The sequence below is a fragment of the Eudoraea chungangensis genome (assembly GCF_029360665.1).
Taxonomy (GTDB): Bacteria; Bacteroidota; Bacteroidia; order Flavobacteriales; family Flavobacteriaceae; genus Eudoraea; species Eudoraea chungangensis.
In genome coordinates, this window is sequence record NZ_JARDUB010000002.1 from 136,273 (window position 1) to 149,292 (window position 13,020).

At 38.0% G+C, this 13,020-nt stretch carries 12 protein-coding genes; 5 read left to right on the forward strand and 7 right to left on the reverse strand.

The genetic code is table 11. The features are described from left to right. Positions 1-16 precede the first annotated feature (16 nt). Positions 17-1,192, forward strand: coding sequence for an acyl-CoA dehydrogenase family protein (locus PXG98_RS05210; RefSeq protein WP_276389363.1), 1,176 nt, complete (start codon positions 17-19; stop codon positions 1,190-1,192). A 2-nt stretch (positions 1,193-1,194) separates the two neighbouring features. Here PXG98_RS05210 and PXG98_RS05215 read toward each other — a convergent pair whose 3' ends face one another. Further along, positions 1,195-2,256: a phosphotransferase enzyme family protein gene (locus PXG98_RS05215; RefSeq protein ID WP_276389364.1), complete on the reverse strand. Its 1,062-nt coding sequence runs from the start codon at positions 2,254-2,256 to the stop codon at positions 1,195-1,197. Positions 2,257-2,278: 22 nt separating this feature from the next. Then, positions 2,279-3,160 carry a sugar phosphate nucleotidyltransferase gene (locus tag PXG98_RS05220; protein WP_276389365.1) on the reverse strand — a complete coding sequence of 294 codons (882 nt, stop codon included), beginning with the start codon at positions 3,158-3,160 and terminating at the stop codon, positions 2,279-2,281. A 192-nt stretch (positions 3,161-3,352) separates the two neighbouring features. Between PXG98_RS05220 and hemN the strand changes: the two genes are divergently transcribed. From hemN to PXG98_RS05240, 4 genes are all read left to right on the forward strand, one after another. Beyond that, positions 3,353-4,714 carry an oxygen-independent coproporphyrinogen III oxidase gene (gene hemN, locus PXG98_RS05225; RefSeq protein ID WP_276389366.1) on the forward strand — a complete coding sequence of 454 codons (1,362 nt, stop codon included), beginning with the start codon at positions 3,353-3,355 and terminating at the stop codon, positions 4,712-4,714. A 30-nt stretch (positions 4,715-4,744) separates the two neighbouring features. Continuing rightward, positions 4,745-5,569: a universal stress protein gene (locus tag PXG98_RS05230; RefSeq protein WP_276389367.1), complete on the forward strand. Its 825-nt coding sequence runs from the start codon at positions 4,745-4,747 to the stop codon at positions 5,567-5,569. 218 nt (positions 5,570-5,787) lie between these two features. Beyond that, a complete protein-coding gene (locus PXG98_RS05235) occupies positions 5,788-6,705 on the forward strand; it encodes an RraA family protein (RefSeq protein WP_276389368.1) in 918 nt (305 codons plus the stop codon). 37 nt (positions 6,706-6,742) lie between these two features. Beyond that, positions 6,743-8,173 carry a mandelate racemase/muconate lactonizing enzyme family protein gene (locus PXG98_RS05240; RefSeq protein WP_276389369.1) on the forward strand — a complete coding sequence of 477 codons (1,431 nt, stop codon included), beginning with the start codon at positions 6,743-6,745 and terminating at the stop codon, positions 8,171-8,173. A 2-nt stretch (positions 8,174-8,175) separates the two neighbouring features. On the opposite strand, the gene PXG98_RS05245 is transcribed toward PXG98_RS05240, so the two are convergent. The 5 genes from PXG98_RS05245 to PXG98_RS05265 form a co-directional block, all read right to left on the reverse strand. After that, on the reverse strand, positions 8,176-9,051 hold the full coding sequence (locus PXG98_RS05245) for a PIG-L deacetylase family protein (RefSeq protein ID WP_276389370.1): 876 nt from the start codon (positions 9,049-9,051) through the stop codon (positions 8,176-8,178). 6 nt (positions 9,052-9,057) lie between these two features. Then, positions 9,058-10,449, reverse strand: a complete 1,392-nt coding sequence (locus PXG98_RS05250; RefSeq protein WP_276389371.1) for a Gfo/Idh/MocA family protein — start codon at positions 10,447-10,449, stop codon at positions 9,058-9,060. 78 nt (positions 10,450-10,527) lie between these two features. After that, the gene (locus PXG98_RS05255; protein ID WP_276389372.1) at positions 10,528-11,058 is read right to left on the reverse strand and encodes a DUF1643 domain-containing protein; all 531 of its coding nucleotides are present in this window, start codon (positions 11,056-11,058) and stop codon (positions 10,528-10,530) included. Between the two features lie 13 nt (positions 11,059-11,071). Beyond that, a complete protein-coding gene (locus tag PXG98_RS05260; RefSeq protein WP_276389373.1) occupies positions 11,072-11,461 on the reverse strand; it encodes a group III truncated hemoglobin in 390 nt (129 codons plus the stop codon). A 287-nt stretch (positions 11,462-11,748) separates the two neighbouring features. After that, the gene (locus PXG98_RS05265; RefSeq protein ID WP_276389374.1) at positions 11,749-13,020 is read right to left on the reverse strand and encodes an acetyl-CoA hydrolase/transferase family protein; all 1,272 of its coding nucleotides are present in this window, start codon (positions 13,018-13,020) and stop codon (positions 11,749-11,751) included.

The following is a 13,020-nucleotide window of genomic DNA, read 5'->3' on the forward strand; positions in this document are numbered from 1 at the left end:
TGAAAAAAAAACAAGTATGAGGCCAGACTTATTTGAAGCACCAGATTACTACATGCTGGATGATCTTTTGAGTGAAGAACATAAGTTAGTTAGGGATGCAGCACGACAATGGGTTAAACGAGATGTTAGTCCAATTATTGAAGAATTTGCACAGAAAGCAGAATTTCCTACCCAGATTTTAAAGGGGCTTTCGGAAATTGGAGCTTTTGGACCCTATATACCTGAAAATTATGGTGGTGCCGGATTAGATCAGATTTCTTATGGCCTAATTATGCAAGAGATAGAACGCGGCGATAGTGGTGTGCGTTCTACTGCATCGGTACAATCATCTTTAGTTATGTATCCCATATTCGCCTATGGCACAGAGGAACAAAAAACAAAATATCTACCAAAATTGGCTAGTGGTGAATTCATGGGATGTTTTGGTCTTACAGAACCGGATCACGGTTCTAATCCAGGGGGTATGGTTACTAACTTTAAAGATAAAGGAGACCATTATCTTCTAAATGGCGCCAAGCTTTGGATTTCCAATTCTCCCTTTGCAGATATCGCAGTTGTTTGGGCGAAAAACGAAGAAGGTAGAATTCATGGGCTAATCGTGGAAAGAGGAATGGAGGGCTTTTCTACTCCTGAGACACATGGTAAGTGGTCTTTAAGAGCATCGGCAACAGGAGAGCTAATATTTGATAACGTAAAAGTGCCAAAGGAAAATCTATTGGTAGGAAAAAATGGTTTGGGTGCTCCTTTAGGATGTTTAGATTCTGCCCGGTATGGAATTGCATGGGGTGCTATAGGGGCTGCAATGGATTGTTATGATACAGCATTGCGGTATGCAAAAGAACGTATTCAATTTGGGAAACCTATTGCCGCTACCCAACTTCAGCAAAAAAAGTTAGCTGAAATGATTACGGAGATTACTAAGGCCCAGTTATTGGCATTTCGATTAGGACAACTTAAAAATGAAGGAAAGGCAACATCTGCTCAAATCTCTATGGCCAAGAGGAACAATGTGGAGATGGCCATTAACATCGCTCGGGAAGCTCGACAAGTTTTGGGTGGTATGGGTATTACTGGAGAATATAGTATTATGCGCCATATGATGAACTTAGAAAGCGTTATTACCTACGAAGGCACACATGATATTCACTTGTTAATTACGGGTCTGGATATTACAGGCCATGCTGCTTTTTAGCATTATTTAGGAGAATAGAAATCCTTAATTATCTCCAACATAATTTCATAGTTTTCAAAGCTCAATTCTGTAAATTTAAACAGACTTAGACAGCGATCGAGATTTTGATTTTCATAACTAACTTTGTAATAGACATTTCCGTTTAAGTAGTCTGTTAACGCCCTTAATCCGTGTAAGAAGGGCATTAAGACTACCCCATATGGGAGACTGTTAATTTCCTTTGTACTCAGCAAGGGGTCTTCTTCACTTAATCCTAAAATACAGGCTGTGAATTGATCTGTTTCAAAACGAATCTTGGAAAGGTCTCTTTCATCTTCTTCTGCCGGGTTTACCAGCGTTCTAATAATATCTCCAAAGTCATAATAAAAATACCCAGGCATGATGGTGTCTAAATCAATTAAACAGAGGCCAGTTTTAAGGTCTTTATCAAAAAGAATGTTATTTAACTTAGTATCGTTATGGCATATGCGCTTTGGGAGATCTAAGGGCTGTAATTTCTTTAGTTTGCCTAGGTTTATTTTTGCAAAATCTATGGCATTGCGGGCAACTTCATTGCCAGAGTTCTTTCCAAATTTCATGGCATCTAAAAACTCTACTTCCCTAAATGCCAGATCGTGAAAATTAGGAAGGCTAGGTCTAAACATCCCTTCTGATGCTTTCTGCATTAAGGAATGAAACCTGCCTAGTGTTTTGCCTGCTTCAAAGGCAATAGTACGATCTTGGGTAGTAGAATAAGCGGTACAATTTAAAATGGCTGTTATTATACGCCAATGAGAACCATCATCTAGGGTTAAAAAGTTCTGGTTCTTTTTGGTTTTAACCAAAGATATTTGCGAGTACCCCTTTCCCACTAAATACTTTAAGGCTAGAGACATATTAGCCATTACAATATCTATATCTGGAAAAACCTCATTGTTGATTCTCTGAAGGACAAATTTTGGCACTTCATTCTGAATTATAAAAAAGGTGCTATTGATATATCCTTGATTAATTTCACGAAAACGAAGCTCAACTTCATCTAGTTCAAAATGAGAAACAATAAAATGGAGATCTGCTTTATGCATAGAGAAGTTTAAACATTCCTAGCTACCACAAGGGAGTCGGATAATCGCCAGATGCAGTTAGTCTTTGTAATTCGTTTACTCCTTTTGCCTTATCGTCTGCATATGTAATCCCAAACCAAATGCTGTCTGATGGGATTACATCTACCTCAATCTTTTTCTTTTCCAAAACTTTTTGAATAACAAACGGAATGTAAATTTCTCCATTTTGAATATTCTCATCTTTAGTAAGAAAGTTGGCAAAGTCCTTTTCTATATAGTCAAAGACGGAGGGACTACAAATCCAAAAATTCATGCTGACTAATTCATTCCCATCGAATAATAAACCTGAATTTGTATCTTGAAGTTGATCCTTCACAAATTCAATCTGCGTTCTTTCAACCACAGAAACAAGTTTATTCTCGTCTTGTTCGCAAACACCCCTAGAGACAGAGCCAAATTCAGAAAGCGTATCTTTTAGAGTGTAGGCCATTAAGCCATAGACTTCTTTCGATTCATCGGATGTCATAAATTTAATAGCATTACTATAGGCTGCTTTTCCATAATAATCATCAGCATTGATAATGGCAAAAGCTGTTTTAATATGATTTCTAGCTGTCCAAACAGCATGCGCTGTACCCCAGGGTTTTTGTCTTTCGCCTTTATAGGTAGAGCCAGAAGGAAGGTCAGACAGTTCCTGGGCCAAGACATCTAATTGAATATTTTCAGGAATTCTGGATGAAAGATATTCTTCAAGGAAATCCACGTTATCTCTTTGGGTAATTACTACGATATGATTAAAACCATTTTCAAGGGCATCATAAATACTAAACTCCATTAAAAATTCTTCCTTAGGTCCTAACCCATCAAATTGTTTTAATTTTCCATAGCGGCTTCCTCTTCCGGCAGCCATAAGTAATAAGGTCATTGTCTTTATTTTAGTTGTAAAAATAGCGCATTATCTATATCATTTAAGTCTTCATTGTTATTAAATGTTTAGCAATACTTTTTTGAACGCTTCTACTCAACGAGTATATAAGGGCAATTAGTATTTAAAAGCTGATCATTATCATGTTATTTCCAGCGCAGTACTTTTAGATTTGTGATAAATCTATTTTAGATGTGCAGTTTGTTAAATAAATACAATATTCCAGGCCCAAGATATACAAGTTATCCAACGGTTCCCTATTGGGATTTGAATTCCTTTAGCGGAAAGGAATGGGAGCGGTCTGTAGTACAAAGTTTTGATGAATCCAATAATAAAGAAGGGATTAGTCTTTATATACACCTTCCTTTTTGTGAGCAAATGTGCACGTTTTGCGGATGTCATAAAAGGATAACAAAGCGTCATGAGGTAGAATTACCCTATATTTATTCTGTCTTACAAGAATGGAAGTTATACTGTAATTTATTTACAGAAAGACCAATAATCAAAGAACTTCATCTCGGTGGAGGTACCCCAACATTTTTTTCACCCCAGCATCTAGATAGGCTTATTAAGGGCATACTTCTATTGGCAGATAAGCACAAGGATTATGAGTTTAGTTTCGAGGGTCACCCAAATAATACAACAAAAGCACACCTTAGCATTCTAAAAGACTTAGGCTTCAGCAGGGTTAGTTTTGGCGTTCAGGATTACAATGAAAAGGTTCAAAAGGCTATTCATAGAATTCAGACTTTTAAGAGTGTAGAAAAAGTAACTTCCTGGGCAAGAGAATTGGGATATACCTCCATTGGACATGATATTATCTTTGGTCTGCCACATCAGACAATGGCACATGTAAAAGAAACCATTTTGAAAACCAAAAAGCTACGCCCAGACCGACTAGCGTTTTACAGTTATGCGCATGTACCCTGGTTAAAAGGAAATGGGCAGAGAGGTTATTCAGATTCGGATCTTCCATCTCCTGAATTAAAGAGAAGTCAGTATGAAAACGGCAAAAGGCTTTTAGCTGAAGTAGGTTATCATGAAATAGGAATGGATCATTTTGCACTAGAACAAGACACTTTGTACCAGGCATTACAGGAAGATAAACTCCATAGAAATTTTATGGGATATACGGCTTCTAAAACCCAGCTGATGATTGGACTAGGTGCCTCTAGTATTGGAGATAGTTGGTATGGATTTGCCCAGAATGTAAAAGGAATAGAAGAATACGAACATTTAGTTGCAAACAATGTAATTCCTATATTTAGAGGACATATTTTAACGCAAGAAGATCAGATTATTCGACGACATATATTAAATTTAATGTGTTCCTTTGAAACAAGCTGGCAAGAAGAACCGTCTAGCGATGCCCCCATTAATACTATATTGGGACGTCTAAAAGAGATGGTCGAAGACGAATTATTGGTAATAGACGTTAATAGATTAGTAGTCACTGAAAAAGGAAAACCGTTCATTAGGAATATTTGTATGGCTTTTGACTTGAGGCTTCATAAAAAGAAACCTGAAACAAGACTTTTTTCTATGACAATCTAAACTTAATTTTTAAACCTTAAAACAAAGAATATGAAAACGATAATAGTACCCATCGATTTTTCTGAGCAGTCTGAATATGCTTTAAAAGTGGCAGCTTCCTTGTCAAAAAAACACGACTCCGAAATAATAGCACTTCATATGCTAGAGTTAAACGAAGCAATGATATCGTCTTCAGAAGGCTTTCATCCAGAGCAAACAGTTTTTTTATTGAAAATGGCAGAAAAGAAGATTTCTGAGTTTTTACAAAAGCCATATTTGCAAGGAGTGAAGAAGGTTACCCCTATAATTAAACACTTTAAAGTTTTTAGTGAAGTAAACGATATTGCGGAGAGACACCAGGCCGATTTAATCATTATGGGATCACATGGTAGTGATGGACTAAAAGAAATATTTGTAGGTTCTAATGCAGAAAAAGTAGTGCGTAATTCTGCCATTCCTGTGTTAGTAATAAAAGATGAATTAGAAGACTTTAGGGTAGATAGTTTTGTTTTTGCCTGTGCATTTAAAGAAGAAAGCATAGCTGCTTTTAAGAAGGCACAAGAATTTGCTTCTAAATTATCTGCCAATTTACATCTGGTATATATAAATACACCTGGGGACAATTTCCTGAGCAATAAAGACGCCTATGACAAAATAAATTCCTTTTTACAAAAAGCAGGTGCAGGAAAAGAGGTTACTATATATAATGACTATAGTGTTGAAAGAGGGGTATTAAATTACAGTGAGAGTATTAACGCTGATATTATTGGAATACCAACCCATGGGCGCAAAGGTTTATCACATTTTTTTATGGGAAGTATAGGAGAGGATATTACCAACCATTCTAAGATTCCAGTAATGACTTTTAAAATATAGAAACAACCTAGTATTTATGGAAGAGGGGTTATCTAGCAGATAACCCTTTTTTTATGCTTCATTTTAACGTCTTTTAGACGTTGAGATTCTTATTCAAAAGAAGTTTTTTTCTAATAAGCGCATGAAGTGATTATTTACATGAGTATATGAAGGAAATTATTAACTATCTTATTTCACTTAAAATAGATTTTTGAACCAACTTAACAGACATGAAAATTATGGGATTTAAATATTATTTTGTTATACTTTTTCTATGGAGTTTTCAAGGCTTTACACAGGCTATTTCCAAAGATCAAATGATTGCTTATACCAAAGAATGGAGCGGAGAACGCTTTGAGGATGGAAGACCTAAAATACCAGACAGTTATTTGGATCGTGCAAAAAATATTTCCATTGAAGAAGCATGGGGAGCTATGCGTGGATTAGGATACCACAATCAATTTGAGGGTAATTGGATGATGATCCATGAAGACGTTGCTATGACAGGAAGAGCTTTAACAGCTCAATACATGCCTACAAGACCGGATATAGAAGAGGTTATTAAAGCTCAGGGAGAAAAAGAAGGGAGAATTGGTTCTTCCAATTCCTGGCCGATAGATGCTTTAGAGCAAGGAGACATATATATAGCAGATGGTTTTGGAAAAATTGTAGACGGAACTTTAATAGGGGATAATTTAGGGAATGCCATTTATGCAAACTCAGGTAATGGGGTTGTCTTTGACGGCTCGCTAAGAGACCTGGAAGGATTGAAAAAAATACAAGGGTTTAATGCTTTTGTCCGCGGATGGGATCCATCTTTTATTAAAGACATGATGCTTACTGGCCTGAATAAACCAATACGAATTGGCCGTGCTACTGTAATGCCAGGCGATTTAGTACTGGCCAAAAGAGAGGGGGTTATTTTTATTCCGGCACATTTGGTAGAAGAGGTCATTACGCAAGCTGAATTTGTTGCATTGAGGGACGAGTTTGGACATTTGAGATTAAAAGAAGGCAAGTATACACCAGGACAAATAGATTCGAAATGGACAGATGAGATTAAGCAAGATTTTTTAAACTGGATAGACCAAAACCCTGAAAAATTGCCAATGAGTAGAGAAGAATTGGATGCTTATTTAAAAACCAGAACCTGGTAAATCAATGAAATAAAATTTGAATTACAAAGAACAGCATATGAAAACATCTAAAAAATACGGCTCTAAAGAAGAGCTGGGGAGACCTAATGAAAATCAACGCAGATCCTTTCTGAAAAAGGCTGGTTTAGGAGGATTAAGTCTTGCAAGCTTTTCTATGGCTAGTGCCGCGGAACAGGTAGACTATGTTTCTCAAAAAGTTAATAGAAATTCTAGTCCCTCTACTCTGAAAATTACAGATATGAGGATTGCTGAAATAGGAGGAGATGTGGCCTTCAGAACCCCAATTGTTCGTATTTATACAAATCAGGGTATAGTTGGTCATGGAGATGTTAGAGATGGTGCGGCAAAGGAGTATGCCTTATTTTTAAAAAGTCGATTACTGGGAGAAAATCCTTGTAATGTAGAGCGTTTGTTTGGAATAATAAAGCAATTTGGGTATCATGGAAGACAAGGAGGAGGGGTATCGGGTGTAGAAATGGCCCTATGGGACTTAGCTGGGAAGGCTTATAATGTTCCAGTTTATCAAATGTTGGGAGGGAAGTATAGAGATAAGGTAAGAGTATATTGCGATACTACTGTTTCTAAAGACCCACATGAGTACGCCAACAGAATGCAGGCCAGAATAGATCAGGGATATACGGCATTAAAAATGGATATTGGTATAAATCTTATCAAAGATATTCCCGGTGCAATAATTAATTCGCAAGACGCATCCTATAACCCATATCAGTACGAATACCGTTCATACAATGAAACTAAACATCCATTTACCAGGGTTCAGATTACTGAGAAGGGAATAGAACTACTAATGGAGTATTTAGAGGTTATGCGCTCGAAAATTGGCTATGATATTCCTATGGGGACAGATCATTGGGGGCATTTTGGGGTAAATGAGGCGATAAAAATTGCCAGAGCCGCGGAACCCTACAACCTTGCTTATATAGAGGACATAATTCCTTGGCAATACACGGAGCAATGGAAAGAAATAACTCTTGCTACCACAACACCAACGCAGACTGGTGAGGATATCTATAGATTAGAAGGGGGCTTTGAAGATTTGATTAACACACGCGCTGTAGATATTGTTCATCCAGACCCGAATACTGCAGGAGGTATACTCGAGTCTAAAAGAATTGGGGATTTTGCTTCAAAACATGGTATTGGCTTTATGCATCATCATGCAGCAGGACCAGTCTCATTTCTAGGATGCGTTCATAGTGCGGCAGCCACGGAGAATTTTATGTGGTTAGAACACCACGCAGTAGACAAAAAAGACTGGGAGAATCTGGTGACCGGTTTTGAAGGTCCTATCGTTGAAGATGGTTATGTTAAGGTACCGGATAAACCTGGTTTGGGGGTCGAGTTAAACGAAGAAATGGTGAAGAAATACCTTATTAAGGGTGAAAAATTATTTGCACCAACGCCCGAGTGGGATGAGATCAGGGCCTGGGACAGGCTTTGGAGTTAGAATCAGTCTTTTCCTATCATGGGGAAAAGTATTTTGATTTCTTCATCTGTTGGTTGCTTGCCATATTCACATATTTCAAAACCTTCTGCTTTTTTAATACTCTGGGCTTTATCGCCATACCATTTAACCAAGGATTCCTTGGTGGCCTTATCTAAAGGAGCGGACCTCCAATTTGAAAGCCAATTCATTCGGTCTTCGTCCTTCTTCGGTACCTTATCCAAATTTCCACTGGTCCATGGCAGCCATTCAAAAAATTGTGATTCATGCGCAGAAAGGGCGTAGATTTTTTGTTGAAATACCGAGTCTATGTTTATCGCAATGTCTGGACGAAATTTATTTGGTCTTTGGAAGTTATCATGGGAGTATACAAAGACTGGATTCTTTTTTAGAGGAGGGGTGTCCGCTGCTACATTTGGTACAATAACCATATATGCGGCATCCTGAACAAGAATTCCAGTATATCGGTGATCAGGATGGTAGTCATTTGGTCTTGGTGCAATCACAAGATCTGCATTCCACGTTCTAATTTCTCGAATTACCTTCAACCTATTTTCTAAGGTAGGCATTAATTCCCCATCATGATTGTCTAAAACCTTATAGGTTACTCCAAACCTTTTCGCTGCTTCTTGTGCCTCTGCCATTCTAATTTTTGCTAAAGCACCACCGCCTTTTTCAAAATGGCCTGCATCACCGTTAGTTAAGGATACAAATTTAACTTTATGACCCATTTTGGAATATAAGATAGCGGTACCACCTGCATCAATATCACAGTCGTCTGGATGGGCTCCAAATACTACTATATTTAATACCTGGTCTTGGCTAAAGGAAATATGGCTTGCCAGAATAAAGCATAGACTGAAAAAGAACGACTTTAACATAAGGATCTATAATAAGTTCATATTTATTGGGTCCCATTTAACCGGACTGCCTGTGTAATAGCTCTCGTTTGCTAATAGAGCAGCCCCAGCCGCTCTTAATCCAAATACCGGGTCTTGTATAATAGTTGACTTTTTTCGAATGGCTTGAAAAAAATTGTAGAAATGGTCGTAGTGACTTCCCTTGTAATCCGACGGAGCTTTCCAAATGGTCTCGCCTAATTGTAGTTCTGAGGTTCTGTTTTCGTGTTGTTTTGAAAGATATCCATGTCTAATTTTCTCCTGTGTATCCTCCGGATAGGCAACCATAGAATAGCCCCCTGGAATCATCCCAAGTTTTGATCGTTTTAGAGTTACGGAATTAGAGCCTACTTCCATAGCACCTTCAGTCCCAATTAATCTAAATCCACCTCCGCCACCAGAGCCAGCAATGAAATTAACCCGAAAAGAAGCGTTAAAAGCACTATGAGTTTTGGTCTTGGGATAGTCATAAAAAGTGAGGGTAACATCTGGGACGTCACGCCCATCTTTCCAATAGCGTAATCCACCTGTAGAAATTGCACGGTTTGGGCCATCAGAACTTATAATATAATTTAGAGAGGAAAAGGCATGTACAAATAAATCTCCGGCTACACCGGTACCATAATCTTTGTAGTTTCTCCATCTAAAAAAGCGTTTGTCTTCATAAGGAACTTTGGGTGCGTTTCCAAGAAAAGTATCAAAGTCTACCGTATTAGGATCGGCATCGGGGGGAATGGGATATTGCCAAGCTCCCTCGGCAGAATAACGGTCGTTATACATATCTAACATAACCAATTCCCCTATAGCACCCTGTTCATATAACAAACGGGCTTTTTCATTTCCTAAAGAAGACATTCCTTGGCTACCTACTTGGCACAGCATTCCAGTTTCTTTCTGAACCTTTATTATTTCATGACCCTCATTAAAGTTCTGGACCATTGGCTTTTCACAATAAACCGCTTTTCCTGCCTGCATCGCTTCAATGGTGATTTTCTTATGCCAATGATCGGGAGTGGCTATGATAACGGCATCTATTTCTTTTTTGTTTAATATTTCACGGTAGTCTCTGGTTACAAAAATATGTTCTCCCCAAAGTTCCTTAGCTCTGTCTAACCTGCCAGCATACAAATCACAGGCGGCGACTAGTTCAACTCCTTGAACTCCCAATGCAGCGCGCGTATCATAAATTCCTTGAATTCCTGAGCCTATTAGGGCCAGATTAATCTTGTCGTTAGCGGCATATGAGCGGGTCTCATATTCTCTATCTAAAGACAAAATTTGGCCAGAGGAGGAAGCCATTATTTGTGGACTGGCCGTAATGGCGGCGGCACCGATACCAGCCTTTCTCAAAAAAGACCTTCTGGATTGTTTGTTTTTCATAAAATAGTTTTGTCAGTTGCCTATTATGGATTAAGTGTTTAAGATAGGGTTTTTTGCCTATTGCAACAACTTAATTAATCACGGGAGTGTTGTCTGCGGAAAGGAATATTTGTCGATAAAGTTTTTATAACTGCCACGAGAAGGGTGCTTTTTGGTTATGTATATATTCTCTTTTTCCAAAGTCTTTAAGACGTCCAATATATCTAATTGCCTTTCTTTATAAGGATTGATTTTGCCCCAGGCAATTAAGACTATGTCTGCCAGCAGAATTTGTTCCTTTATTATTTTATCATTTTTTGCTCCAACGGCTTTTCTATCCCCCTTAAAATTTTTGGTTTGTACCATGGCAAACTGATTTACTATGGCCATTTTTGAGACATTTTCAAAAGGGAAGTCCTTGTTTACAAATACAAGTTTTTCTAAAAAATGAACAGATTTGTCTGCTACAGTACTATCCGCAACACTAGGATTTTGCATTATCACACATAGGTTCTGGCCATTGCTAGGAGAAATCCGTTCAATTATCAGGTTATATCTAAAGACTTTGTCTGAAGAAAAAAAAGCAGTTGCTTTTATGTCGGTAATATGTTGGAAGGTTTTAGTAGACATGGTTTTAATAGACCTAGGTCTTTCTGGCTTCAAAAAGTTTAAGAAAGAGCATGGTAGACATTTTTTGGGCTCTGTTTTTGGCTATCCAAACTACATCACCTTCAAACAATTCATCTAGCGTTGCAAACCATAAATTTAACCACATTCCAAAATGAGCATTTGTTATTTTATAATTGGATTTTTTATCTACTTCTTGATGGGCTACAATAGGATTCCTGAGATAGCTTTTAGCGCCCAAGAGTTGTTGTTCCCAAAAGTCAGTAAGTATGTCATAATGCTCGTCCCAATTCTTTATGGTACTATTAAAAAAAGGACCTAAGTCTGGATCCACCTTTACTTTCTCGTAGAAGGAGATTACTAAGGTCTTAATATCTTTTCTATTACTGAGCTCCCTTTTATGCATAATTAATTCCAATGTTTTTATAGTGTCTGACCATATTGATATAAGCTCCGACTTCCTGTTTTTCGCCAAATGGAATTGGTCTATATTTTAATCAAGAATTTGGTATTAGTCAGAATTTTTACCCATGAATGATGTTCCTAAATTGGAAGGTCTCCCCTAGATAAATGGCTTCTATGTTCTGCCAAGCTTAATCGATTAAGTATCAAATCTGCTCACTACCATTAATAGTCTAATTTAGTGTTTCTATTATTACTTTTTGAGTGTTTTCCCTTATTTCCGAATTACTATTACGCCCTGCCAAAACGATTATAGGCCGCCTTATCTAAATTCTCTCTGTGATCGGGATGAGCTATAGAGATCAGTGCTTTAGCCCTTTCGTATAAATTCTTTCCAAAAAGATTCACAACACCATATTCGGTAACAACATAGTGAACATGAGCTCTTGTACTGGTAACACCTGCTCCTTCTTTTAGGGTGGGGGTTATTTTAGAAATTCCTTTGGCAGTTGCAGAAGAGAGGGCGAATATTGGTTTTCCTCCTTTAGATATTGCTGCTCCTCTTATAAAATCCATTTGTCCTCCTACTCCAGAAAAATGACGCATCCCTATGCTGTCGGCACAAATTTGCCCAGTTAAATCTATCTCAATAGCACTGTTAATTGCCGTTACTTTGGGATTCCTAGCTATTAATCCGGTATCATTGGTATATGCAGCTTCTTTAAAATGTACCAAAGGATTGTCATCAATAAAGTCATACAGTTTTTTTGTTCCGGCGGCAAAACATGTAACAATCTTACCGGTTTTAATTTCTTTTTCTTCTCCGGTAATTACTCCTGTCTCTACTAATGGGAGTAGTCCATCGGAAAACATTTCCGTATGTACCCCCAGACGCTTATGTCCTCCGAGCTTGTTTAGTACGGCATTGGGTATGCTGCCAATCCCGAGTTGTAATGTGGCTCCGTCTTCTATAAGACCTGCCACGTGTTTTCCTATTTGGAATTCTATATCTGAAATAGCAGAAATGGGTGCCGCGTGTATAGGTTCATCGAGCTCTACCGCGAGATCTATTTTACTTTTGTGTATAATTCCATCCCCATGAGTTCGAGGTACTTGAGGATTAACCTGTGCGATAACTTTTTTAGCCGTTTCCACTGCAGGGAGAGCAATGTCAACAGAAACCCCTAAGGAGCAATAGCCATGAACATCTGGGGGAGAAACCTGAATAACAGCAACATCTAGCGGCAAAATATTACGTCTAAAGAGGTAGTGTATCTCGCTAAGGAAGATAGGAATGTAATCTCCTTGATTTGTATTCACTGCTTTTCTAACATTTCCGCCTACAAAGCAGCTATTAATTTTAAAAGAGTCCTTATATGGTGGTAAGGCATATTTTACTTCCCCTTCTGTGTGGATTGAAATTATTTCTACGTTTTCCAATTCTTGATACCTATCACAAATTGTATTTATCAAGGTGTTAGGAGTCATTGCAGCTCCCTGTAAAAAGATACGATCGCCCGATTTAACGGAGGCAGCAGCTTCCGCTGCGGTTACCATTTTCAT

Bases quoted from the DNA above. Each gene is read 5' to 3' on its own strand.
- PXG98_RS05240 (WP_276389369.1), top strand. From the start codon at position 6,743: ATGAAAACATCTAAAAAATACGGCTCTAAAGAAGAGCTGGGGAGACCT.
- PXG98_RS05220 (WP_276389365.1), bottom strand. From the start codon at position 3,160: ATGACCTTATTACTTATGGCTGCCGGAAGAGGAAGCCGCTATGGAAAA.
- PXG98_RS05245 (WP_276389370.1), bottom strand. From the start codon at position 9,051: ATGTTAAAGTCGTTCTTTTTCAGTCTATGCTTTATTCTGGCAAGCCAT.
- PXG98_RS05260 (WP_276389373.1), bottom strand. From the start codon at position 11,461: ATGCATAAAAGGGAGCTCAGTAATAGAAAAGATATTAAGACCTTAGTA.
- PXG98_RS05235 (WP_276389368.1), top strand. From the start codon at position 5,788: ATGGGATTTAAATATTATTTTGTTATACTTTTTCTATGGAGTTTTCAA.
- PXG98_RS05250 (WP_276389371.1), bottom strand. From the start codon at position 10,449: ATGAAAAACAAACAATCCAGAAGGTCTTTTTTGAGAAAGGCTGGTATC.
- PXG98_RS05215 (WP_276389364.1), bottom strand. From the start codon at position 2,256: ATGCATAAAGCAGATCTCCATTTTATTGTTTCTCATTTTGAACTAGAT.
- PXG98_RS05255 (WP_276389372.1), bottom strand. From the start codon at position 11,058: ATGTCTACTAAAACCTTCCAACATATTACCGACATAAAAGCAACTGCT.
- PXG98_RS05230 (WP_276389367.1), top strand. From the start codon at position 4,745: ATGAAAACGATAATAGTACCCATCGATTTTTCTGAGCAGTCTGAATAT.
- PXG98_RS05210 (WP_276389363.1), top strand. From the start codon at position 17: ATGAGGCCAGACTTATTTGAAGCACCAGATTACTACATGCTGGATGAT.
- PXG98_RS05265 (WP_276389374.1), bottom strand. From the start codon at position 13,020: ATGAAAATGGTAACCGCAGCGGAAGCTGCTGCCTCCGTTAAATCGGGC.
- hemN (WP_276389366.1), top strand. From the start codon at position 3,353: ATGTGCAGTTTGTTAAATAAATACAATATTCCAGGCCCAAGATATACA.